The sequence below is a fragment of the Serratia sp. YWN4 genome (genome assembly GCF_055790845.1).
Genome location: NZ_CM147696.1, coordinates 2991519 through 3015568, shown reverse-complemented (window position 1 = coordinate 3015568; position 24050 = coordinate 2991519). Strand labels below are relative to the sequence as shown.

The window sequence follows — 24050 nt, the reverse complement described above, 5'->3', positions numbered from 1 at the left end:
GCCGAGTTACGTGCGGATGGAAGAGAGAAACAGCGGCGAAATGCGCGTTGGTGCGCGTTATGAAATGATCAGGCAGGTATTGGATGACGCGATCCAGTCTGGTGCAGTTCCTACGGGGTTGGTGTTGCTGGAGGGGCCGCTGGCGGAAGTTTTTGGTACCAGCCGGGTGCCGGTTCGTCGGGCACTGGGGCTGCTGCATGAAAAAGGGGTGATTGCGCGTTTTGAAGGGCGCGGTTTTATCGTTGCCGCCGAAGGGCAAGATGTAGAACCGCAGCGTTTACCTCTCAACCGCTCCGTTTTGGGGTTGTGCCAGCTTGAAGAACTGGTGGATACGCGCAGCGCGGGTGAAAAGGTGCTCGGCTATCTGCAAGAGGCGCTCTCTACCTGCATGGTATTTGGCCATTATCAGGTTAATGAAGGCGCTGCCGCAGAATTTCATAGTGTGAGCCGCAATATTATCCGTGAGTCACTGATGCGGCTGCGCGATCGCGGCCTGGTGGAAAAAGAATCCTATGCCCAATGGCTGGTGGGGCCTTTGACCGCGCGTGAAATTGCCGATCATTATGAAATCCGCGCCAGCCTGGAACCGATTGCCCTGCGTAAAGCCGCACCTTACCTGCCACGCCAACTGTTGTTGGACAGCCTGGATCGGTTGATGCAACTGGAAAATGGTGGTTTTTCGCTGGCCGCCCTGGAACAGGTGGAAGAAGATCTGCATGTCCATTGCCTGGAACCCTCAGGTAATAAAGCTATGCTGGCCGTGCTGCGGCAAAGCCAGTCTCCTCTGATCGTCACGCGGATTTTCTACGATATGTTGGGGGTCAAAGTGGATGAGGTGATGCTGAATGAGCACCGGCTGGTGTTGCAGATGCTGCTGCAAGGGGCGTATGACTCTGCGGCATTTGGCCTGCGAGATCATCTCAATCGTGCCCAAGCCCGCACACTGCAACGCCTGAAAGTGATTTCGGTGCTGCCTGAGCCTGAACTGCCTCCTTATTTATTGCGTTTGAGCTAACAAACAATCTAGATGTGACCCTCCTCTGGTTTTCGCTTTTCTCACATTGACCTTTATATTCATTTTTATGAATATAAAGGTCAATGCAATGACGAAGTGCAAAATGAACCATAAATTTATAAAAAAAGAAGGGGTTGCCCAATCGTTCTTGGCCCGCTATCTGTTGACAGAGCAGATAGGCAGCAGGCTGAAAACCATTGATGCACTGGCTAAAGAAAGTGGTTTATCTGTGGGCCTGATGCAAGGGGCGTTAAAAAGCCTTGAACAGGCTGGTGCTATTGATATTGAGCGCCGTGGGCGTAATGGCAGTTTCATCATCGCTGCCGATCATAAGGCACTGCTCAAACACGCCAATATCGGCAATGTTGTTTGTGCGATGCCACTGCCTTATACCCGGATTTATGAAGGGCTGGCCAGCGGGTTAAAAGCCCAGTTTGCGGATGTTCCCTTTTATTTTGCCCATATGCGGGGGTCAGATATCCGTATTGAGTGCCTGCTGAACGGTCTTTACGATCTGGCGGTGACATCAAAATTGGCCGCCGAAAGTTACGTGCAGCAACATCAGGTGCAGATTGCCCTGTCGCTTGGCGAGCACAGCTATACGGAGCAGCACCGGCTGATTTACCGTCTTGGTGAACGGGATCGCATACGTAAGGTGGGGATAGACAGTGCCTCTGCGGATCAGAAAATCATGACCGCCGCATTTTTTGCCGGGCAGGCGATCACCTTGGTTGAGATCTCTTATCATGAATGCCTGAAACAGATTATCTGCGGTGATATTGATGCCGCCATCTGGAACGTCAACGACGATGATGAACTGACCCGCCTGGGGCTAATGACAGAACCCCTCAGTGGCGATGATTGTTTTACCAGTGCATCGGAGGCGGTGATCCTGACCCGTCATCATGATGTGCAAACCCAGCAGTTATTACACACCATGGTGGATCGTCAGAGCCTGTTGTTCCACCAGCAACGCGTGGTTGCCGGTGAAATAAGGCCGGTTTATTGAGGGATGAATATGGAACAAAGATTACACCTGCTTTGCCAAGGTGGCGTGATTGATAGCGAAGTGCGTGATGGCATGTTGAGAGTGTTGGATGCGCTGGATAACCGCTGGTCGATCCCGGTGCGTAATGATCAAGGTGTTATGGCTTTGACCCACATGGCCAGTGCGTTGATGCGCTCAAAGCAACATGTGGTTATCCAGGCTTTGGATGAAGAGTTGCAACGCGAGATTTGTGAGGCCGAAATTTATCCGCAACTGTTGCTCATTCATCAGGATCTGTTGCAGGCTTCGGGTCATCAAACCCATCCCAATGAAGAAGGGTACCTGCTGGCTAATCTCTATAGTTTGCTGCAAGCCCAGAACCCGCACTGATGCATTATTTAATGGGCTAAATATTCATATTATTGAAGATATAAAGAGAAGATATGTTTATTAACGCACTGCAAAAGCAAAACCCCAAGATGATTGATGTAGCCAGGGAGTTATGGGCCCAAGGGCTTATCTTGCCGGATACTTATATTATTGATGTTGATAGGGTTATTTCCAATGCTCGCCAGTTATTGCAGGTGGCTCAGGCATGCGGCATTGAACTCTATCTGATGACCAAGCAGATTGGCCGTAACCCTTGGCTGGCCGAGCGTTTGGTTGCGCTGGGTTACCGTGGCGTGGTGGCAGTGGATTTTCGCGAGGCCCAGAGCCTTGCCGCGGCCGGGATCCCGCTGTGCCACGTTGGGCATCTTGTCCAGATCCCAGATAAATTGATCCCGCAGATAGTGGCGCAGCGGCCAGAGGTCATCACCGTTTTCTCACTGGAGAAAGCCGCAAAAATTGCTGAACATGCGCAGCGCTCAGGCTATGTGCAACCGGTGATGCTGAAAGTGTTTGCGCCGGGCGATCTGCTCTATCCCGGCCAGGAGGCGGGTTTTGTACTGGAGCAACTGCCAGAGATTGCGGCAAAAATCGCTGCCATGCCGGGGCTAGTGTTACAGGGGTTGACCCATTTCCCATGTTTACTCTGGGATCCACAGCAGCAACAAACCTTACCCACGCATAACTTACAGACGCTGCTCCAGGCCAGCCAGCAACTACGGCAGCGCGGCTGGGAGATCCGGCAGATCAATGCCCCTTCGGCGGCCAGTTGCACCACGCTGCCGCTGCTGGCGCAGCACGGTGCTACCCATACTGAGCCGGGGCATGCTCTGACCGGTACCATACCGGCCAATATCAAGGGCGATCAGCCGGAACAGATTGCCATGCTTTATCTCACCGAGGTTTCCCATCATTTCGCCGGTAACAGCTATTGCTATGGCGGTGGCTATTATCGCCGCGGCCACGTTCTTCAGGCGTTGGTCGCCGCAGAGGAAGGGGGATCACTGTTGACCGCAGGCGTTCAGCCACAGAATGAATCCAGTATCGATTATCACATTGCTCTGCAAGGGGTATACCCCATCGGCAGCCCGGTATTGATGTGTTTTCGCAGCCAGATATTTGTTACCCGCAGCGATGTGGCACTGGTATCCGGCATTGCCACCGGTGAACCCAAGCTGGAAGGGATTTATGACAGCCAAGGCCGTGTGAAACAAGGGGGCTGCAATGGCTAAGTTTCTGCTACTGGTGATCGACAGCTTCGGCGTGGGTGCCATGGATGATGTGGAGCAGAAACGGCCGCAGGATAGGGGCGCCAATACCTGCGGCCATATTTTGCAGGCTTACCCTGAAGTACGTTTACCGACTCTGGAACGGCTTGGGCTGATTAATGCTCTGGGTTTTCAAGCCAATATCATGCAGCCTTCCGCTAGCGCAGTGTTTGGCACTGCCAACCTCCAGCATGAAGGTGGCGATACCTTTATGGGGCATCAGGAAATCATGGGTACTGAGCCACAAACGCCGGTGTGTATTCCTTTTTCATCGGTGATCGACTCGGTGGAAGCGGCTTTGCAACAGGCGGGTTATTCAGTGAAACGTATGGGGGACGGTTTGCAATACCTTTGGGTGAATGATGCGGTAGCGGTGGGGGACAATATCGAGGCGGATCTGGGGCTGGTATTTAATGTTACCGCCAATCTGACGCTGATCCCCTTCGAAGAGGTCAAGAAAATTGGCCGCATCGTGCGCGAGCAGGTCAAGGTGGCGCGAGTGATCGCCTTTGGTGGGTTGATTGGCGATAGCCAGCGTATTCACCAGGCGGCAGAAAGCCGGCTGGATAAGTACATCGGCATTAACGCTCCTGCGTCCGGTGCCTATGAAAACGGCTTTCAGGTGCAGCACATGGGGTATGGCGTGAATGCCGCCGTACAGGTGCCACAGCAGTTGCATCAGGTGGGCATCAGCACGGTCCTGATCGGCAAAGTCGCCGATATTGTGGAGAACCCGCATGGCACCCGCTACCAGGATTTGGTGGATAGCCAGACTATTTTGGATATCACGTTAACCGAATTGCAAAAGCCGGGGGCGAGCTTCATCTGCACCAATATTCAGGAGACCGATCTTGCCGGCCACGCCCAGAGTACGGAGCGTTATCTCGATCGCCTGCAACTGGTGGATCGCAACCTGGAGAAAATCTTACGCAGTTTGGCTGCGGAGGATTGCCTGATCGTCACCGCCGATCACGGCAATGACCCGACGATTGGCCACAGCAAACACACGCGGGAAAAGGTACCGCTACTGGTTTATCTCCAAGGCGCGCCAACCGGTGACTTGGGCTTACGCAGCACGCTGTCGGATATCGGTGCCACCGTATGCGATTTCTTTCAAGCCCCCGCACCGCAGAATGGCCGTTCATTTCTCCCCCTAATCAGGCCGCATAACCCGCATTGGAGCACGCTATGACAAGCGCGAAACCGCTTACCCGCTGGATTGATGACTCCGGTTACACCTATGTGCATGAGCATCTGCATGTCGATCTCTCCGGGGGAAAAAACGATATCGACTGCAAGTTGGATCAATATGATCTGATCTGCCAGGAAATGCGTGAACTGTTCGCGCTTGGGGTGCGCAACATAGTGGAGATGACCAACCGCTATATGGGGCGCAATGCCGAATTTTTGCAGGCGCTGATGCGCGATAGCGGGATGAACATCATCGCCTCCACCGGTTATTACCAGCAGGCGTTTTATCCCGCCCACCTTGCCCAGCTCAGCGAAGCCCAAATTGCGGCGGAGATGTGCCGCGAAATTGAACAAGGCATTGATGGCACGACGATGAAAGCGGGAGTGATTGCCGAGATTGGCTCCAGCCGGGGGAAAATCACTGACGATGAACGGCGTGTGTTTGCCGCTGCCGCTCTGGCCCATCAGCGCACCGGCAGGCCGATCTCGACCCATACCACCCTCAGCACCATGGGCTATGAACAGCTACGGCTGTTGCAACGTTTTGGCGTGGCTGCTGAGCATATTGTGATTGGGCACTGCGATCTTACCGACAACCTCGACATCATTTTGCCGATCTTGGATCAGGGCGCTTGGGTGCAGTTCGATACCATCGGCAAAAACAACTATTACCCCGACAGTAAACGGGTCGCCATGTTGCAAGCGATTGCTGAGCGCAAGCAGCTTGGGCAGGTGATGCTCTCGATGGATATTACCCGGCGTTCCCATTTAAAAGCCAACGGTGGGCTCGGTTTTGCTTATCTGTTGCACACCTTCGTGCCGATGTTGCTTGAGGTTGGCTTGTCCCAACGCGATGTGGATCTGATGTTGCGTGATAACCCAGCTCGATTTTTCAACTGATACCTACCCAGCGTTATGCAAGCCGTAACGGACATTCTTTAGGATACCGCTAGTTAACTGAATAAAAAGGAAAAAAGATGAAATTTGTTATTGGTGGCCAGATCGAAAAAGAAAAAATTGCCGATGCCGTGCGCCGTTTGGCTGGCGAGAAAGCAACGTCTATCAACATTATGAATGATATCGAGGCCGCGATGAGCATAAAAAGCGGCCAGGCGGATATCTATCTTGGCGCCTGCAATACCGGAGGCGGCGGCGCGCTTGCCATGGCGATCGCCATTATCGGCATGGATAAATGTGCCACCGTGGGGATGCCTGGCAAGATCCTGTCCGACGACGAGATCGCCGCCTGCATCAACGCGGGCAAGATCGCCTTCGGCTTTACCGGGCAGGATATTGATGTGGTGGTACCGGTGATCATTAACACGTTGTTCCCTGTGTGAGGCATTGACTATGGAACACTCATTCTTAATGCGATTGCTTGAAATCGACCCCACGAAGGCCGGGTTACTGGCACTGATCGGGGCGATTTCCGCCATGATGGCTAACCGAGGGATTGCGGTCTTTCATGATGGATTGCGCCCGCTGATGCCCGAATATCTGGAAGGGCGCATGAGCCGCAAGGCGCTTGGCGCAACCAGCTTCGCTCTGAGTTTCGGGCTGATTATCGGCTTTGGGCTGCCTTTTTCCCTCACTGCGCCGATTATTCTGGTGCACAGCTTATTGCTTGGAACCGACGTGATCGGCGTTTGGAGTGCCGACAGCCGCAAGGGGCTGGTGCTGTCTGGTGTGATCGGCGCGCTGTACGCGATCGCTCTGCTGACCGGGCTACGTTCGGTGGTCGAGCTGTTCAGCCATATGCCGGTAAACTTTATGAGTAACTTGGGGAAAGTGGGCGATCCTATTGTGGCTTGCTTTGCCCTGTTCCCGGCCATTGTGGTGGGTTATCAATATGGTTACCGCAAAGGGATCTGGGTGCTGGTCGCAACGCTAGTGGGGTATCTCGCCACACAGGCTGTCGGTAACCTCAGTTTTGGTGGTTTGATCGCTACACCGGTCAAGCTCGATCCTAATGGCAGCGCGCTGCTGCTTTCCATGATCGCCATGTTCTACTTTGCCATGCAAGAGCGCCCGGCACAGCCAACCAACGGCCAGCAACCGGGGGCGAATGAAATGCTGGTGGGGCTGTTTTCCAGCCGTATCGAGCGTATCCAGAAGAATAAATGGCTGCTGGTGTTAAGCGGCGGGCTGACGGCGGTGGCGGCAACCATGTCTTTCAGCCTGTTGGCAGAAGGCCCGGTTTCCCTGCAATTAATGGCCCATGGCGAGCAAACCAGTGCCATGCTGGTGGCGCTGGCGCGTGCCATCAGCTTTGTGCCATTAGTCGGTATGACCGCCATTGCGACCGGTGTTTACAGCCCCGATGGCATGAAGTTTGTGTTCGTTGCTGGCCTGGCGACCAATAATCCGTGGATCGCTTTTATCGCAGGTTGCGTCATCATGCTGATGGAGATCCAATTACTGACCAAAATCGCTATCGGCTTGGATAAATATCCTGGCGTCAAAGCCTGTGGTGACCATATTCGTACCGCGATCACCCGGATGCTGGAAGTGTCGCTGCTGGTCGGGGGCATGATCGCCTCGAACGCCATTTTGCCGGGTATGGGCTTTATGGTGGTGGCGGGGCTTTATTTGCTTAACCGCACGTCGAAGCGACCACTGGTTGAGATGGCGATCGGCCCGATTGCCACCATTGTGGTGGGGATATTGGCCAACATTATTCAGATTGTCGGCATTGGCTGATACCGCTGTGGGGTGAATCATGATCAGGACATTTCCACTCGCCAGCATGGATATGGAGCAGGCCCAGCAGGCTCAATTCCGGCTGGTGGATACCATCTGCCGGCATTTCCCTGGCGCTGAGTTTTTGACACAGGGGGATTTGGGGCTCTCTCCGGGGCTTAATCAGCCGCGAATTACCCGGCAGGTTGAGGCGGTTATCGCTCAGTTTTTTTCCGCCGAAGCGGCGGCGCTGGTGAGCGGTGCGGGTACGGGCGCGATCCGCTGTGGGCTGGCCGCGTTGCTTAAATGCGGCGAGAGCCTGCTGATCCATGATGCACCGATCTATCCCACCAGCAAGGTGATTGCCGAACAGATGGGATTACGCTTGATTCGTGCAGATTTCAATCAGCCGGAACAGATTGCCCAAGCGGTGCGTGAGCACCGTCCAGTGGCGGCATTGGTGCAACATACCCGCCAGAAAATTGATGATAGCTATGATTTGGGTGCGGTTATCCACCAACTGAACCAACTGGCGATCCCGTCGTTAGTTGATGATAACTACGCGGTGATGAAAGTAGCGAAGATAGGCTGTGAGCTGGGGGCAACCTTATCAACCTTTTCCAGCTTTAAGCTGTTTGGCCCGGAGGGCGTTGGGGTGGTGGTAGGCAAGCAGCAGGCAATCAGCGCCATTCGCAGCAGCATGTATTCTGGCGGCAGTCAGATCCAGGGTTTTCAGGCGATGGAGGTATTGCGCGGGCTGGCGTTTGCTCCGGTCATGCACGCGGTTCAGGCGCGGGTGAATGAGGAGTTGGTGCGCCGCTTGAATCAGGGCGAGATACCACAGATAAAACAGGCGCTGCTGGCGAATGCGCAATCTAAAGTGCTGCTGGTGGAGTTTCATCAACCGATCGCTGAAGCGGTGTTGTTGCAGGCGCAAACATTGGGGGCATTGCCTTATCCTGTTGGCGCTGAATCCAAGTATGAGATCCCACCGCTGTTTTACCGTGTTTCTGGCACCTTTCGCCAGACCGATCCCAGCCTGGAACAGCGCATGATCAGGATAAACCCTAATCGCAGCGGTGCGGACAGCATTATCCGCATACTGCGTGAAAGCTGTCAGGTTGCCAGCGCGGGTTATTGAGCCGCTGGGAAGGGGAATATAAAAGCGAAAAAGCCTGAAGGTGAATTCAGGCTTCAGATTGATGACAAGATCCTGGCCGTGAGGCCAGGATCTTGAGCTAATAAGGTCAGTGCAAAAAATGGACTGACTGCCATGCTCAAAACACCCTCCCTAGCAATATCAGTTTGAAACCATCGCCTTGGATGAATTGGTTCCTGAAGACTATCTGGTACGTAAATTGATGCCACCATCGACTTTGAATTTATCCACAAAGCCGTGGCTCATCGCGGTGTGGGGGAGCCTGCGTGACAAGGTGAGCAACCTGTCGGCAGCGAATAGCGGGATATCGTTCGGTTCCAACGTGGTAAATGTGGGCGCTGAAGGGGTTGAAATGTGAAAATTGCGATTCTTGTGAAAAACGACTTGTTATGGTTGCTCTATTCAATAATAAAAATTAAGTGCAATACATTAATTGTGATTCAAATCACAATTATTGATTTTTGTTTTAATCTAATTTATGTGATGTAAATCACATATAATGGCGGTATTTTAGCCACCTAATTTTTAGGCGATTGTTTTATAAAGATAAAATATTTTATTTCTGAATTGAGGTTGGATCTGGCCCGAATTGCATTCGTTTCTCTGCTCGAGTATTTTATTTTTAGCAACGTTGTGTACCCTAAAATTAAAATGAGAGAGTACCTTATGCGATTAATTGATTTTTTTCCTGAAACGTCGATTTCTATTAAAAACTCAGCACAAACATGGCAAGAAGCTATTGATATCTGTATGGCTCCGCTATTAAGGCACCATATTGTTAATGAGGAATACATTCAGGCAATTAAAGAGTCAACTATCAGCAATGGGCCATATTATATTCTGGTGCCCGGAGTAGCAATGCCTCATGCAAGACCAGAATGTGGTGCCTTAAAAACAGGGATGTCATTAACGCTATTAAAAAACGATGTTCATTTCGGTGAGGATAACGAACCTGTTCGCTTGCTTATAGGCTTGGCTGCGTCGGATGCCAATTCACACATTGATGCAATTCAAGCGCTGAGTGAATTATTGAGTGAAGATGAACATCTGGAATCTCTTCTGATGGCAGAAACAGAAAAACAACTCGCGGATATTATTTCTCGCGTGTAATGACTCATTCCTTTATAGGATATTATCATGGAAAACAAGTCTGCTCGTGCAAAAGTCCAGGCTTTTGGGGGATTTTTGACTGCAATGGTTATCCCCAATATTGGTGCATTTATTGCCTGGGGTTTTATTACGGCATTATTTATACCAACAGGTTGGATGCCAAACGAAAATTTCGCCAAAATTGTTGGCCCAATGATTACCTATTTGCTGCCAGTGATGATTGGCTCAACGGGTGGGCATTTGGTTAGCGGTAAGCGTGGTGCGGTGATGGGCGGTATTGGCACCATCGGTGTGATCATCGGTGCCGATATTCCTATGTTTATAGGTGCGATGATCATGGGACCACTTGGTGGATTGGTGATAAAGCACATTGACCGTCTTTTAGAAAAAAAGATACCTGCTGGCTTTGAGATGGTTATCAATAATTTCTCGCTGGGTATCGCGGGCATGTTACTGTGTCTTCTCGGTTTTGAGATAATTGGTCCAGCGGTACTGATTGCCAATAACTTTGTTAAAACAGGCATTGAATCACTGGTACAAACGGGGTATCTGCCTCTGCTCTCATTGATTAATGAACCCGCTAAGATTCTTTTCCTCAACAATGCCATCGATCAGGGGGTTTATTATCCTCTCGGTATGCAGCAGGCTTCAGAAACGGGAAAATCGATCTTCTTTATGGTCGCTTCTAATCCTGGACCAGGCTTGGGGTTGCTGTTAGGTTTTGCCATTTTTGGCAAAGGGATGAGTAAAAAATCAGCGCCAGGTGCGATGATCATTCACTTCCTTGGGGGGATTCATGAGCTTTATTTCCCGTATGTGTTAATGAAACCACTGACGCTTGTTGCAATGATCGCCGGTGGAATGTCAGGGATATATACCTTCAATTTACTCGGTGGTGGTTTGGTGGCTGGGCCAAGTCCTGGATCGATTTTTGCCTATCTGGCATTAACACCCAAAGGCTCGTTTGTTGCAACATTGGCGGGAGTGAGTGTTGGGGCGGCAGTTTCTTTCGTAATCACCGCATTTATCCTGAAAATGGAGAAAAATGCTGAAGTAGAGAATGAAGATGAGTTCGAGCATTCAACTAAAGCCGTGAAATCGATGAAGCAGGAAGGGGCTCGTTTATTCCGTCAGGTGAAACGTATTGCGTTTGTTTGTGACGCCGGAATGGGATCCAGTGCAATGGGCGCGACAACGTTTCGTAAACGACTGGAAAAACAAGGGATATCTATAGACGTTAAACACTATGCTATTGAAAATGCGCCTGATGATGCTGATATTATTGTGACTCATGCAAATCTTGAGGGACGAGTAAAACTTGTCAGTGATAAACCGTTAATTTTAATTAGCAACTATATTGGTGATCCACAATTAGATAATTTATTTCAACAGCTTGTCACTGAAAGCAAACACTGATTTTCCGAGGCTATTATGAGAACCAAAGTTGCTGCTATATATGGTAAGCAGGATATCCGTTTACGTGAATTTGAACTTCCAGAGATCACTGACAATGAATTATTGGTCAGCGTTATATCTGACAGTATCTGTTTGTCAACATGGAAGGCTGCATTGCTGGGAAGCGATCATAAGCGTGTGCCCGATGATTTAGAAAATCACCCGGTGATTACAGGTCATGAGTGTGCTGGAATAATTGTTGAAGTAGGTAAAAATCTTCAGGGCAAGTATAAGAAAGGGCAGCGTTTTGTTTTACAACCAGCAATGGGGTTACCTTCTGGTTATTCAGCCGGATACAGCTATGAATATTTCGGTGGCAACGCGACTTACATGATTATTCCCGAAGTCGCGGTTAATCTGGGCTGTGTTTTACCCTACAACGGATCCTATTTTGCTGCTGCATCCTTGGCGGAACCGATGTGCTGCATTATCGGTGCGTATAACGGGAATTATCATACGACGCCGTATGTCTATGAGCATCGTATGGGAATTAAGCCGGGCGGCAATCTGGCGCTGCTCGCCTGTGCCGGGCCGATGGGAATTGGCGCCATTGATTATGCCATTAACGGTGGCATTGAGCCTTCACGAGTGGTGGTGGTGGATATCGATGAGACGCGTCTGGAGCAGGCAAAAAAATTACTGCCCGTCGAGTTGGCCGCTGAGAAGGGCATAGAGCTTATCTATGTCAATACCGCAGGCATGGAAAACCCTGCAGCAACACTTCGTGCATTGACTGACGGTACAGGCTTTGATGATGTCTTTGTCTACGCCGCCGTGCCCTCAGTGGTAGAAATGGCTGACGAACTGCTGGCGGAAGATGGCTGCCTGAACTTCTTCGCTGGCCCGACGGATAAAGACTTCAAGGTGCCGTTCAACTTCTACAACGTGCATTACAATAGTACCCATGTGGTCGGCACCTCCGGTGGTTCCGCCGACGATATGAAAAAGGCCATAGCGCTCAGTGCGACTGGGCAATTGCAACCCTCGTTTATGGTAACGCACATCGGTGGTCTTGACGCCGTGCCGGAAACCGTACTCAACTTGCCAAATATTCCCGGTGGCAAAAAGCTTATCTACAACGGCGTGACGATGCCGCTAACGGCGATTGCCGACTTCGCAGAAAAAGGCAAAACCGATCCCCTATTCAGAGAACTGGCGCGACTGGTAGAAGAGACGCACGGTATCTGGAACGAGAAGGCGGAGAAATATCTACTGGCACAGTTTGGCGTTGATGTCGGGGAGGTTGTGGAATGATATCACTGACCTGGTCGCTGGTGCGTACGACGGAGCAGGCGGCGTTGGCCGCCTGGCCACAAACGGGGTGCGGCGACAAGAACAGAATTGATGGCCTGGCAGTCTCGGCGATGCGTCAGGCGCTTAATCACATCCCCATGCAGGGGCGGATTGTGATCGGTGAAGGGGAAATCGATAAAGCACCCATGCTGTGGATCGGTGAAAAAGTGGGAACCGGTATGGGTATTGAGGTCGATATCGCTGTGGATCCCATTGAAGGCACAAGAATGGTGGCTATGGGGCAAAGTAATGCACTGGCGGTCATGGCGTTTGCTCCACATGGCAGCCTGCTTCATGCCCCTGATATGTACATGAAAAAACTGGTCGTAAATAAGAAGGCTCAGGGGGCAATCAACCTGGCACTATCTCTGCAAGATAACCTGCGCAACGTTGCTGACGCGCTCGGTAAGCCTCTGGAAATGTTGCGCATGGTGACACTGGATAAACCGCGTTTACGACCAGCGATCGAAGAGGCTTCTCGTCTCGGTGTTAAGGTCTACGCTCTTCCAGACGGTGATGTCGCCGCCAGCATCTTGACCTGCCAACACGATAATCTGTTTGATGTCATGTTTACGATAGGTGGTGCACCGGAAGGCGTGATTTCTGCCTGTGCAGTGAAGGCGTTAAACGGTGACATGCAAGCTGAACTCATTGATTTTTGTCAGGCCAAGGGTGAATCGGGGGAGCATCGGCAGATAGCGGAAAGTGAGCGTCGCCGCTGTGTGGAAATGGGCGTTGATATTAATCGTGTTTATTTTCTTGATGAATTGATAACCAGTCGAGATATTTTGTTCTCTGCCACAGGTGTCACAGGCGGTGATCTGCTGGGAGGTATCCAGCAGATGCCTAACGGCTTACGTACACACACGTTACTTATCTGTGGCATGGACCAAACATGTAATATAATAGACTCCCAACACTCCTGGTGATTTATCGAGAAACGAATGACAACGCTGACAGAAGATGATGTGCTTGAGCAATTGGATGCACAAGATGATTTGCTCTCATTTATTACGGTGGCAAACAGCATGTTGCAACATGGCGTCAAGCAATTTCTGCCGTCGTTATTCGTTAACAACGATGAAGAAATTATGGAATATGCGGTGAAACCGTTACTTGCCCGTAGTGGACCACTGGATGATATTGATGTTGCATTGCGCCTGATTTACGCCTTGGGGAAAATAGATAAAGCGTTCTACGCTGACATAGCACATTTTTCTCAATTCGGACAATACTTGCAGGAGCAAAAGGTAACTCCCAGCTTTACCGATGATATATGTTGGGATTTCATCTGTAACGTCAGTTGTATAGTCAAGAACGTCACGCTATATAGTGCATTAACGTCAATGAAGTTTGCTGATTTTTCTACTTGGTCAGAATTACGTTTTAGAGGCATGATCAAAACGGCGTTAGTACTGGCAGTAACGGCAATTTTAAAGGAGCTCACACCTTGAAAGTAACGTTGACTATTAACGGATTGGTCGTTGAAGCCTATTATGACGACAAAGAAATTGCTCATGTTCATCTACCATTACTTCGTCAATTGGCAGACCGGAAGATTATTCCCTCACACAAGAGAAAGATTATTTTCCTCAGTGCGCCACCGGGTACTGGAAAATCCACTTTGACCGCATTTTGGGAGTACTTATCCCTGCAAGACCCATTGTTGCCAGAAATTCAGACCCTGCCAATGGATGGTTTTCATCATTACAATGATTGGCTTAATGAACATGGCTTGCGGCCATTTAAAGGCGCTCCGGAAACGTTCAATGTGGATAAACTGGCAAAAAACCTTGAGCTGATCCGTGATGGTGATGGGGAATGGCCACAGTATGACAGGCAACGGCACGATCCGGTGGAAAATGCGATCAGGGTAATAGCACCGGTGGTGATTGTAGAGGGGAACTGGCTGTTGCTGGATGATGATAACTGGCGCAGCCTTGAGCCTTATTGCGATTTTTCCATTTTTATTCAGGCGCCTGCTGAGATGTTGCGTGAGCGATTGATCGCTCGTAAGTGTGCTGGCGGTTTAAGTCTGGACGAAGCGAGAGCGTTCTATCTGCGCACGGATGGCCCAAATGTCGAGCACGTGCTGGCGCATAGTCGCCCGGCAGATATCACTCTGGCGATGACTGAAAATGGGAAATACCGTTTTACCTGATTTAATCTATGCCGATAATATCGTAAATATCATTACAGTATATCTATATATCTCATTCTCCAGGCTGCCTATTGGTTGGTGATGGTTATCTTTTTAGTTGTATATTATTTTTTCGTTTTTGAATTTATGACCTTACCTCTCTAGATATATTTTAATAGTTGCGCGCATATTACCTGAAATTATTTAATGATTTAATATACAAGTGCAGGAGTATTTAAATGTCTAAAGTTTTTGACTTCGTAAAACCGGGCGTGGTGACGGGGGATGATATTCAGAAAGTGTTTCAGGTGGCTAAAGAAAATAGCTTCGCTCTGCCAGCCGTAAACTGTGTGGGGATTGACTCCATCAACGCCGTAATGGAAACCGCTGCTAAAGTTAAAGCGCCAGTTATTATCCAACTCTCCAATGGTGGTGCGCAATATATCGCGGGCAAGGGGATTAAGGGTGAAGGTCAACAGACTGCTATTCTGGGGGCTATCTCTGGTGCACGCCATGTGCACCAGATGGCTGAACACTACGGCATACCGGTGATCTTGCACACTGACCACTGTGTGAAGAGACTGTTACCGTGGATCGATGGCCTGTTGGATGCTGGTGAAAAACACTTTGCTGCTACCGGTAAATCGCTGTTCTCTTCTCATATGATCGACCTGTCTGAAGAATCTCTGGAAGAGAATATTGAGATCTGTTGCAAATACTTGGAACGCATGTCCAGAATCGGCATGACTTTGGAAATCGAACTGGGCTGCACTGGTGGGGAAGAAGACGGCGTGGATAACAGCCACATGGACGCTTCTGCCCTTTACACCCAACCGGAAGATGTTGACTACGCATACACCAAACTGAGCGCCATTAGCCCATATTTCACCATTGCTGCGTCCTTCGGTAACGTACATGGTGTGTACAAGCCGGGTAATGTTAAACTGACTCCGATCATCCTGCGCGATTCTCAGGAATATGTTTCTAAGAGACATAACCTGCCACACAACAGCCTGAACTTTGTCTTCCACGGTGGTTCAGGCTCTTCTGCTGAAGAAATCAAAGATTCCGTAAGCTACGGTGTCGTGAAAATGAATATCGATACCGATACCCAGTGGGCAACCTGGGAAGGTGTCTTGGACTACTACAAAACCTACGAAGATTATCTGCAAGGCCAACTGGGTAATCCGAAAGGCGAAGACCAGCCGAATAAGAAATATTACGATCCGCGTGCCTGGCTTCGCGCTGGTCAGTTGACGACGATCGCACGTCTGGAGCAGGCATTCAGAGAGTTAAACGCTATCGACGTTTTATAATCGGACCCTGCCGTTCATGACAAGGTTTGATTTCTCTTAACGAGTTAAATACGGAGTTTAAAATGTCATCAAGAAAGACCCTGGCGAATGCTATTCGTGCACTGAGCATGGATGCAGTACAAAAAGCCAACTCCGGTCACCCGGGCGCCCCGATGGGTATGGCTGACATTGCCGAAGTTCTGTGGCGTAATTTTCTAAACCACAATCCCCGGAACCCGTCTTGGGCCGATCGTGATCGTTTCGTGCTGTCCAACGGCCACGGTTCCATGCTGATTTACAGCCTGTTACACCTTACCGGCTACGATTTACCGATGGATGAACTGAAAAATTTCCGTCAGCTTCACTCCAGAACGCCGGGCCACCCGGAAGTAGGCCACACCCCGGGCGTGGAAACCACCACAGGTCCACTGGGGCAGGGCATAGCGAATGCGGTCGGTATGGCTATCGCAGAGAAAACCCTGGCAGCGCAGTTCAACCGTCCAGGTTACGATATCGTCGATCACTTTACTTATGTTTTCCTTGGTGACGGTTGCATGATGGAAGGCATATCCCATGAGGTTTGCTCTCTGGCGGGTACCCTGAAGCTCGGTAAACTGGTGGCGTTTTACGACGATAACGGTATTTCCATCGACGGCCACGTTGAGGGTTGGTTCACTGATGATACTGCGAAGCGTTTTGAAGCCTATGGCTGGCATGTCGTGCGCGGCGTTGAGGGGCATGATTCAGATGCGATTAAACGCGCTATTGAAGAGGCTCATTCTGTAACAGACCGACCCTCCCTACTGATGTACAGAACCATCATCGGTTTTGGTTCACCGAACAAGGCTGGCACACACGATGCACATGGTGCGCCGCTGGGGGATGTGGAAGTCGCGGCGACCCGCAAGCAGCTTGGTTGGGACCATGCTCCGTTTGTGATCCCGCAGGATATCTACGCGCAGTGGGATGCGAAAGAGGTTGGCCAAGCGAAAGAAGCAGCCTGGAACGAGAAATTCATGGCCTACACTCGAGCCTTCCCGCAGGAAGCAACTGAGTTCACCCGCCGTATGAAAAACGAGATGCCAGAAGGCTTTAACGCAAAAGCGGATGAATTCATCACCCGCCTGCAGGCAAAACCGGCAAAAATCGCCAGCCGTAAAGCTTCCCAGAATGCTATCGAAGTTTTCGGCCCGTTGTTACCGGAACTCCTCGGCGGCTCCGCTGATCTGGCGCCATCCAATCTGACTTTGTGGTCTGGTTCGAAAGCCATCAACCAAGAGACCGCGGGTAATTATATCCACTATGGCGTGCGCGAGTTTGGTATGACCGCGATTGCCAACGGCATTGCACTACATGGTGGCTTCCTGCCGTACACGTCGACCTTCCTGATGTTTGTGGAATATGCGCGTAACGCTGTGCGTATGGCGGCACTGATGAAGCAGCGCCACGTGATGGTCTACACTCATGATTCCATCGGTCTGGGTGAAGACGGCCCGACTCATCAGCCGGTAGAACAACTTGCATCTTTGCGCGCGACCCCCAATCTGAGCACATGGCGTCCATGTGACCAGGTGGAATCTGCGGTGGCGTGGAAATACGGTGTTGAACGTCGCGATGGTCCTACGGCGCTTATCCTGTCACGCCAGAACCTGGTGCAGCAGCAGCGTACCCAAGAACAACTGGCAAACATCGTACGCGGCGCTTATGTGCTGAAAGATTGCGATTGCCAGCCGGAGCTTATTTTTATCGCCACCGGTTCTGAAGTGGAACTGGCCGTAGCGGCGTGGGAAAACGTATCTGCTGAAGGGATCAAAGCGCGCGTAGTTTCCATGCCGTCCACCGATGTTTTCGATCGGCAGGATGCTGCTTACCGGGAATATGTGTTGCCAAAAATGGTGAGGGCCCGAGTGGCTGTCGAAGCGGGCGTGTCCCACTGCTGGTTCAAATACGTAGGCTTAGATGGTGCCGTCATCGGTATGAACACATATGGGGAATCAGCGCCCGCTGAGCAGTTGTATGAAACGTTTGGCATTACCCCTGATAGGATCCTCCAGAAAGCAAAAGAGGTTATATCGCAGTAAGATGTACTCGCATCTTGTGAGTCACAATAACTCACGGCTAGTATGATTAGCCGTGATTTTTGCTTTAGTTGCTACCTGGAATGCTACTAACGCGAGCCCCTCAGTGATACTCCAAAGCCTGTACGCATCTGCGAAAGAAGCTAACTCAGTGCGGGGGAATATAAAAGTGAAAAAGCCTGAACTTTCGCTCAGGCTTTCCCTTTGAATATGGCGGTGAGGGAGGGGTTCGAACCCTCGATACACTTACGCGTATACACACTTTCCAGGCGTGCTCCTTCAGCCACTCAGACACCTCACCATATTGTTATCGGCAACGTATTACGCTGGCGATGGGCGCTAATGTAGGAGAATCTATTCCCAGCGTCAATACTCTTCTTACATCGCCGAGCGCGTTTAGTTAAACTTGCAGCAATCTGCTGATTTGACGAACGATCATCTGTAATTTAATCCCCCCGACAGAGTGCAGGATTTTCTCTGGATGAAGAAAATGAACAGCAATAATTAAAGGGCAGGCAATGAATATTATCTTTTACCATCCATTCTTCGCGGCTGAAGATTGGCTTGCGGGAATGGCGCAGCGTTTGCCACAGGCTCACATTCGGGCCTGGCAACCAGGAGATAACGCTCAGGCAGATTACGCGCTGGTATGGCGGCCGCCGTATGAGATGCTGGCTAACCGCCGCGATCTGAAAGGCGTATTTGCCTTGGGAGCCGGGGTGGATGCCATCCTGGAACAGGAACGTCAACACCCTGGCACTTTGCCTAGCGGGGTGCCACTGATGCGTTTGGAAGATAGCGGTATGGCCCAGCAGATGCAGGAATATGCGCTGGCCTGCGTATTGCGCTATTTCCGCCGTTTCGATGAGTATTACGTGCAGCAACAGCAGCAACGCTGGTTGCCACTGGAGCCGCATCAGCAGAGCGATTTCACCATCGGTATTCTCGGTGCGGGCGTGCTGGGCAAAAGCGTGGCGCAAAAGCTGGTCGAGTTTGGTTTTACTGTGCGCTGCTGGAGCCGCAGCGCCAAGCAGATTAACGGCGTGCAGAGCTTTGCTGGCAACGCACAATTAACGGACTTTCTTGATGGTACACGCTTGCTGATCAACCTGTTGCCCAATACGCCGGAAACTGCCGGGATCCTCAATCAGCAACTGTTTGCTCATCTTGCACCAAAGGCTTACTTGCTCAATCTGGCCCGTGGTGCGCATCTGGTGGAAGACGGTCTGTTGCAGGCGCTTGAGCAAGGGCAAATCGCGGCGGCAACGCTCGATGTGTTCATCAACGAACCCTTACCGCAGGGGCATTCGTTCTGGCGTCATCCGCGTGTCACTATCACCCCGCATATTTCTGCCATTACCTTACCCGAGCAGGCAATGGATCAAATTGCTGCTAATATTCTGGCGCTTGAGGCGGGGAAATCACCCACTGGAGTGATTGATATTCAGCGTGGTTACTGATGATCTGCCACCCACGCAGCACTGCTGATGGCAGCGTTAACTGCTATCATGAAACATGTCGGCTTACCGTGCCTATAAGTCTATTGGGCATACGGCATCGGTAGGCATATAAAAGGAGAAATAATGTACCCCGTTGATTTACATATGCATACCGTCGCCAGTACTCATGCTTATAGCACTCTGCACGACTATATTGCTGAGGCGAAACAAAAAGGCATCAGGCTGTTTGCCATCACCGACCATGGGCCGGATATGGCCGATGCCCCCCATTACTGGCACTTTATGAATATGCGAGTCTGGCCGCGTCTGGTAGATGGGGTCGGTATTCTGCGCGGCATTGAGGCTAATATTAAAAATCTGGCGGGTGATATCGATTGCACCGGCCCGATGCTGAATGAGATCGATCTGATTATTGCCGGATTCCATGAGCCGGTATTTGCCCCACAGGGCAAGGCCGCTAACACCGAGGCCATGATTGCCGCTATGGCGCAGGGGGATGTGCATATCATCAGCCATCCAGGCAACCCTAAATATCCTATCGACATTGCTGCGGTGGCCGCTGCCGCCGCGAAGTATCAGGTGGCGCTGGAGCTGAATAACTCTTCGTTTACCCATTCGCGCAAGGGCAGCGAGGCCAACTGCCGGGCCGTGGCGGCGGCGGTGCGTGATGCTGGCGGCTGGTTGGCGCTGGGTTCTGACTCACATATTGCTTTCTCCCTCGGTAATTTGGAGCATTGTGAACGCATTATCAAAGAGGTGGACTTCCCACCGGAGCGTATTTTGAATGTGTCACCGCGTCGCTTGCTGAATTTTCTGGAGCAGCGTGGCAAGCCAGCGATTGCGGAACTGGCCGATCTGTGACATCGTCACGGCAAATTTTCCGTATTGAATAGGGCTTGATTATGAATGAGTTTTCCGTTGTCTGCCGGGTGCTGGGTACGTTGTTTTACCGCCAGCCGCAGGATCCGTTGCTGGTGCCGCTGTTTACCCTGATCAACGAAGGCAAACTCCAGCAGCATTGGCCACTGGAGCAGGACGAACTGCTGGCGCGTTTGCAGCAGCAGTGTGAGGCTCATCTGTTGGCCGCTGATTTCAACGCGATGTTTGTCGGCAGTGAGTGCAGCGTACCGCCGTTCCGTTCTGCCTATGTTGAAGGGAGCAACGAAGCGGAAGTGCGCGTTTTCCTGCAACAGCGCGGGATGCCGCTGGGCGAAGCGCCAGCCGATCATTTCGGTTCACTGCTGCTGGCGGCCTCTTGGCTGGAAGATCAGTCGCAGGAAGATGAAGCTCAGGCGCAAATCACCTTGTTTGATGAATTCCTGCTGCCATGGTGTGGGCGTTTTCTGGGCAAGGTTGAAGCTCATGCCACCAGCGGTTTCTACCGTACTCTGGCATTGATTACCCGTGATGCGATCGCGGCGATGCGTGATGAGTTGGCGGAGTATGAGCAGGAAGAAGCCGGACCGGACGCAGAAGAGTAAGTTTCACAGGGCGCAGTCAAGGTTAAGACTGCGCCCAATAAGGTCAGTCGGTAAACGGGATCACCAATTGGCCGGGCTTCACTTCCAACCCTTTCGCCAGTTTGCGCGCCAGCGCTTCTGTTTTGCTGTTATCCGGGTTCAGGACATAAACCGGTTGCTGTTCGAAATAGGCTTTCAGCGATTGATTCAGATAAGGCGTTAGCGCTTTCATCACCGTATCCATTTTCTCCGGCTGAACCTTATAGTCCACCAGTTCCATTTCTTTCAGGAAGATAGCGCCTTTTTCGCGATCGTAAACCGGCTGCGCCTTTAGCGTCAGTTGCAATTCGGCTGCCTGCGGGCCAAGAATCGAGGTGATATTGACGTTGGCATTGCCAGAAAGCATCACTTTGCCCGGCTCACTGCGGCCAATCTGGCTTTGCAGTTGCGTCAGGACGATATTGGCATCGACCAATCCTGGCACACCGATCTGTTTCTGGTAATTGTTGTGCTTTTGCAGGTACTCATTCACTTCTTGTTCGCTGACGCTGTATTGAGCCAGTTGGTTGCAACCGGCAAGCACACCGGCAAATATCAGGGCAGTAATGCCCAGCAGGATCTTCTTCATTCGTGCCTCGTAAAACTGCTAACGGAAATGCTACAGATAATAATGATAAACAACTGGCTACCAGCAAAGAAATGTTTGCCTGGGCGGCAGGATAGCAGATGATGCGGCAGAAAGGGCGGGCGACCTATCGGATAACGCCGAAACCGGCTGCAAAAAGGCATGCCGGGAACGCAGGCATGCCTGAGAGATGGGCTACAGTTCCATATCGAGCAACAGCGGGATATCGCAGCGCTGCGCCATACGGTTACGGTAAGCCTCGACGTTGTCCGGCAGCGTGACGCCAGCGACGATCGACAGCGAACGCAACAGCGGGAACAGGTGGATATCATCGGTAGAGAGAGTGCCATTAACCGCATCAGGCGACTGGATCAGCGTAGCAAGCTTTTCCAGATCGCTTTCCAACTGTGCAATTAAATCGGCGCTGTCTGCCAGATGGCTGGCAAAATCGCCCATCGCTGCCTGCTTTTTATCGCTGAAGTAACGACGCGCATTGTCAGTGGCGAACTCTTCGAAATCGGCATTGGCAAAACGCGGCAGCAACAGTTTGCCGGTGTAGTTGTTGGCCTGCTGCAACCAGGCGGCAATCGCCGGATTGGTCTTGCCGGTCAGCAGCGGTTTCCCCTCAAGGTTATCGACATAATGCACAATATCCATGCTCTCTGGCAGGTAGCTTCCGTCGTCCTTTTGCAGGATTGGGGCCATTTTTTTGCCGATCATACTGATGGGTGTCGCTTCGTCGTCGCTGAGCAGGGTAACCAGACGTACTGATAGATTTTTCAGGCCGAAGATCATGCGGGCCTTCACGCAGAATGGGCAATGATCATAAATAAACAGTTTCATGCTTGCTCCCGTTATCAGGTTTTAACAGCAATAGTTATCACAGCCTGGGCAGGCTGCCGCGCAAAGTTCTTGTTATATCATGCATTAGTATGAACTTTTCCGCGCTCGTTTTTGTACTATCAGGATAGCAGCCACTGCTGATTTAGCAGGTTTTTTTGGTGAGTTAGCCTTCATTCACGCTGGGTGCCGGAGCAATGGCGCGTGGATTAAACTGCCAGTACAAGGCAAACAGCGTGATGAATCCCACCAACCCCAGCAGGAACCAGGGCAATTCCGGCCTACCCAGTGCATGGCCGGTATCATACATCCAACCACCGCCGGTATAACCCAGCGCACCGCCCAAAGCCAGACCTAAGCGGCTGAAACCCATATAGCTGCCACGCGCCCGTGGATCGGCCAGCGAAGCACTCAGGGTTTCACGTGCGGGTTCGGCAATGATCGAACCCAGATAGAAACAGCAAATCAGGGTAAATACCGCTTGCAGGCTGGTTGCCAGACCAACCGGTATCAGGCTGAGGGTCATCAGCAACAAACCGGCCATCAGGCGCTGTTCCAGCCGGAAGTGTTTTTCGCTCCAGCGTGCCAATGGATAAAGCAGTGACAGCGACAGCGCCGCTTCAATGGCGTACATCCATTTCACCGCCGCCGGTGAACCGGCAATTTCATTCACGATGATGGGCAGCATCAGCATCACCTGCACCGACAGCATGTAATAGCCGGTCAGGGTCAGCACATAGGTCAGGAAACGACGGTCACGCAACACGCGCATCATGCCTTCTTTCATTGGCGCACGCACGGTAGAGATGCGATAGGCGGGCAATAACCAGGCGTTCCAACCGGCGGCCAGTACGAAAATTCCGGCCCCCGTCCAGCAGACAAAGTGAAAGTCGTATTGCAGCAACCAACTGCCGATCAGCGCGCCGACCACCGCTCCAGCGCTGTCTTGCATCATCAGCAGGGAGTAGAAACGGCTACGCTCATGCGGACGGGTTAATTTGATCACCAGCGCGGTACGCGGTGGATCAAACAGCGTGCCGCCAATCGCCGAAAGCGCACAGGAAAACCACAGCAGCCAAGGCTGATCCGCCATCGCCATGGTGGCAAAGCCCGCAGCGCGCAACAGCATACCGGTGACAATCATCGGTTTGGCACCGAAACGATCGGCAATGGCACCGCCAAAAATCCCCAGCCCTTGCTGCACCAGTTGGCGCAGGCCGAGCGCAATACCCACCACCACGGCTGCCCAGCCAAGCTGATCGACAAAGCGGATGGAAATCAGTGGGAAGACCACGAAAAAGCCTAAAACCACTAACAGATTATCAAACAATAAGAAATATTTACCCAAGCTCCGAGCTTGCGATACCAGAGACATGCTTCACCACGAGCAATTAAGAGGAGAAAATCACAACCCGTTCATTCTCCGCTCAATGTCCCCATTCTGATAGGGGGGGAATAGATAATATTTTTTTATCGTCAATACGTTACGTGAGTGGCAAAACGGACCAAAAAAACAGACAAAATGGTTGATTGCTTATTTACTGAACGACAGGGGTTTTACCTGTGGGGCAGGCTACGGTTATATTAGCCGGGGGCAAGTGCGGTTC

Annotated in this window: 23 protein-coding genes and 1 tRNA gene; 20 read left to right on the top strand and 4 right to left on the bottom strand. The window is 51.3% G+C overall.

Annotated elements, in window-relative coordinates:
• Window positions 1-16: 16 nt before the first annotated feature.
• The 17 genes from ACX9GT_RS14340 to tkt all read left to right on the top strand — a co-directional run bounded on the left by ACX9GT_RS14340 (window position 17) and on the right by tkt (window position 18061).
• Window positions 17-1015 (top strand): GntR family transcriptional regulator, encoded by a 999-nt coding sequence (locus ACX9GT_RS14340; protein WP_473191597.1) that lies wholly within the window; start codon window positions 17-19, stop codon window positions 1013-1015.
• Window positions 1016-1118: 103 nt separating this feature from the next.
• Window positions 1119-2024: a GntR family transcriptional regulator YhfZ gene (yhfZ, locus tag ACX9GT_RS14335; protein ID WP_473187413.1), complete on the top strand. Its 906-nt coding sequence runs from the start codon at window positions 1119-1121 to the stop codon at window positions 2022-2024.
• A 9-nt stretch (window positions 2025-2033) separates the two neighbouring features.
• A complete protein-coding gene (locus tag ACX9GT_RS14330; RefSeq protein ID WP_473187412.1) occupies window positions 2034-2393 on the top strand; it encodes a PRD domain-containing protein in 360 nt (119 codons plus the stop codon).
• Window positions 2394-2446: 53 nt separating this feature from the next.
• Window positions 2447-3622 (top strand): YhfX family PLP-dependent enzyme, encoded by a 1176-nt coding sequence (locus ACX9GT_RS14325; RefSeq protein WP_473187411.1) that lies wholly within the window; start codon window positions 2447-2449, stop codon window positions 3620-3622.
• Window positions 3615-4850 carry a phosphopentomutase gene (locus ACX9GT_RS14320; RefSeq protein WP_473187410.1) on the top strand — a complete coding sequence of 412 codons (1236 nt, stop codon included), beginning with the start codon at window positions 3615-3617 and terminating at the stop codon, window positions 4848-4850. The genes ACX9GT_RS14325 and ACX9GT_RS14320 overlap by 8 nt, the downstream gene beginning before the upstream one ends.
• Window positions 4847-5749: a phosphotriesterase-related protein gene (locus tag ACX9GT_RS14315; protein ID WP_473187409.1), complete on the top strand. Its 903-nt coding sequence runs from the start codon at window positions 4847-4849 to the stop codon at window positions 5747-5749. The genes ACX9GT_RS14320 and ACX9GT_RS14315 overlap by 4 nt, the downstream gene beginning before the upstream one ends.
• A gap of 77 nt (window positions 5750-5826) precedes the next feature.
• Entirely contained in the window at window positions 5827-6189 is a 363-nt protein-coding gene (locus ACX9GT_RS14310) for a DUF2620 domain-containing protein (protein ID WP_473187408.1), read from the top strand.
• A 10-nt stretch (window positions 6190-6199) separates the two neighbouring features.
• Entirely contained in the window at window positions 6200-7549 is a 1350-nt protein-coding gene (locus ACX9GT_RS14305) for a YhfT family protein (RefSeq protein ID WP_473187407.1), read from the top strand.
• 22 nt (window positions 7550-7571) lie between these two features.
• Window positions 7572-8669, top strand: coding sequence for an aminotransferase class V-fold PLP-dependent enzyme (locus ACX9GT_RS14300; RefSeq protein WP_473191596.1), 1098 nt, complete (start codon window positions 7572-7574; stop codon window positions 8667-8669).
• A 684-nt stretch (window positions 8670-9353) separates the two neighbouring features.
• On the top strand, window positions 9354-9797 hold the full coding sequence (cmtB, locus tag ACX9GT_RS14295; RefSeq protein WP_473187406.1) for a PTS mannitol transporter subunit IIA: 444 nt from the start codon (window positions 9354-9356) through the stop codon (window positions 9795-9797).
• Between the two features lie 27 nt (window positions 9798-9824).
• Window positions 9825-11213, top strand: a complete 1389-nt coding sequence (locus ACX9GT_RS14290; RefSeq protein WP_473187405.1) for a PTS mannitol transporter subunit IIBC — start codon at window positions 9825-9827, stop codon at window positions 11211-11213.
• A 15-nt stretch (window positions 11214-11228) separates the two neighbouring features.
• Window positions 11229-12506, top strand: a complete 1278-nt coding sequence (locus tag ACX9GT_RS14285) for a zinc-binding dehydrogenase (RefSeq protein ID WP_473187404.1) — start codon at window positions 11229-11231, stop codon at window positions 12504-12506.
• A complete protein-coding gene (gene glpX, locus ACX9GT_RS14280; protein WP_473187403.1) occupies window positions 12503-13474 on the top strand; it encodes a class II fructose-bisphosphatase in 972 nt (323 codons plus the stop codon). Before ACX9GT_RS14285 ends, glpX begins: the two co-directional genes overlap by 4 nt.
• Window positions 13475-13489: 15 nt before the next feature.
• Window positions 13490-13999 (top strand): MltR family transcriptional regulator, encoded by a 510-nt coding sequence (locus ACX9GT_RS14275; RefSeq protein ID WP_473187402.1) that lies wholly within the window; start codon window positions 13490-13492, stop codon window positions 13997-13999.
• On the top strand, window positions 13996-14706 hold the full coding sequence (locus ACX9GT_RS14270) for a nucleoside/nucleotide kinase family protein (protein WP_473187401.1): 711 nt from the start codon (window positions 13996-13998) through the stop codon (window positions 14704-14706). The genes ACX9GT_RS14275 and ACX9GT_RS14270 overlap by 4 nt, the downstream gene beginning before the upstream one ends.
• Before the next feature lie 218 nt (window positions 14707-14924).
• Entirely contained in the window at window positions 14925-16001 is a 1077-nt protein-coding gene (gene fbaA, locus ACX9GT_RS14265) for a class II fructose-bisphosphate aldolase (RefSeq protein WP_473187400.1), read from the top strand.
• Window positions 16002-16063: 62 nt separating this feature from the next.
• Window positions 16064-18061: a transketolase gene (gene tkt / locus ACX9GT_RS14260; protein ID WP_473187399.1), complete on the top strand. Its 1998-nt coding sequence runs from the start codon at window positions 16064-16066 to the stop codon at window positions 18059-18061.
• Window positions 18062-18269: 208 nt separating this feature from the next.
• Here tkt and ACX9GT_RS14255 read toward each other — a convergent pair.
• Window positions 18270-18359, bottom strand: a tRNA-Ser gene (locus ACX9GT_RS14255).
• 217 nt (window positions 18360-18576) lie between these two features.
• On the opposite strand from ACX9GT_RS14255, the gene ghrA reads away from it, so the two are divergent.
• The 3 genes from ghrA (at window position 18577) to ACX9GT_RS14240 (ending at window position 20999) form a co-directional block, all read left to right on the top strand.
• A complete protein-coding gene (ghrA, locus tag ACX9GT_RS14250) occupies window positions 18577-19518 on the top strand; it encodes a glyoxylate/hydroxypyruvate reductase GhrA (protein ID WP_473187398.1) in 942 nt (313 codons plus the stop codon).
• 123 nt (window positions 19519-19641) lie between these two features.
• A complete protein-coding gene (locus tag ACX9GT_RS14245) occupies window positions 19642-20379 on the top strand; it encodes a PHP domain-containing protein (protein WP_473187397.1) in 738 nt (245 codons plus the stop codon).
• A 41-nt stretch (window positions 20380-20420) separates the two neighbouring features.
• Window positions 20421-20999 (top strand): TorD/DmsD family molecular chaperone, encoded by a 579-nt coding sequence (locus ACX9GT_RS14240; protein ID WP_473187396.1) that lies wholly within the window; start codon window positions 20421-20423, stop codon window positions 20997-20999.
• 43 nt (window positions 21000-21042) lie between these two features.
• On the opposite strand, the gene ACX9GT_RS14235 is transcribed toward ACX9GT_RS14240, so the two are convergent.
• The 3 genes from ACX9GT_RS14235 to mdtH form a co-directional block, all read right to left on the bottom strand.
• Entirely contained in the window at window positions 21043-21606 is a 564-nt protein-coding gene (locus ACX9GT_RS14235) for a lipoprotein (protein WP_473187395.1), read from the bottom strand.
• 192 nt (window positions 21607-21798) lie between these two features.
• The gene (gene grxB / locus ACX9GT_RS14230) at window positions 21799-22446 is read right to left on the bottom strand and encodes a glutaredoxin 2 (protein ID WP_473187394.1); all 648 of its coding nucleotides are present in this window, start codon (window positions 22444-22446) and stop codon (window positions 21799-21801) included.
• 163 nt (window positions 22447-22609) lie between these two features.
• Window positions 22610-23818 carry a multidrug efflux MFS transporter MdtH gene (mdtH, locus tag ACX9GT_RS14225; RefSeq protein WP_459402476.1) on the bottom strand — a complete coding sequence of 403 codons (1209 nt, stop codon included), beginning with the start codon at window positions 23816-23818 and terminating at the stop codon, window positions 22610-22612.
• Window positions 23819-24050: the final 232 nt, after the last annotated feature.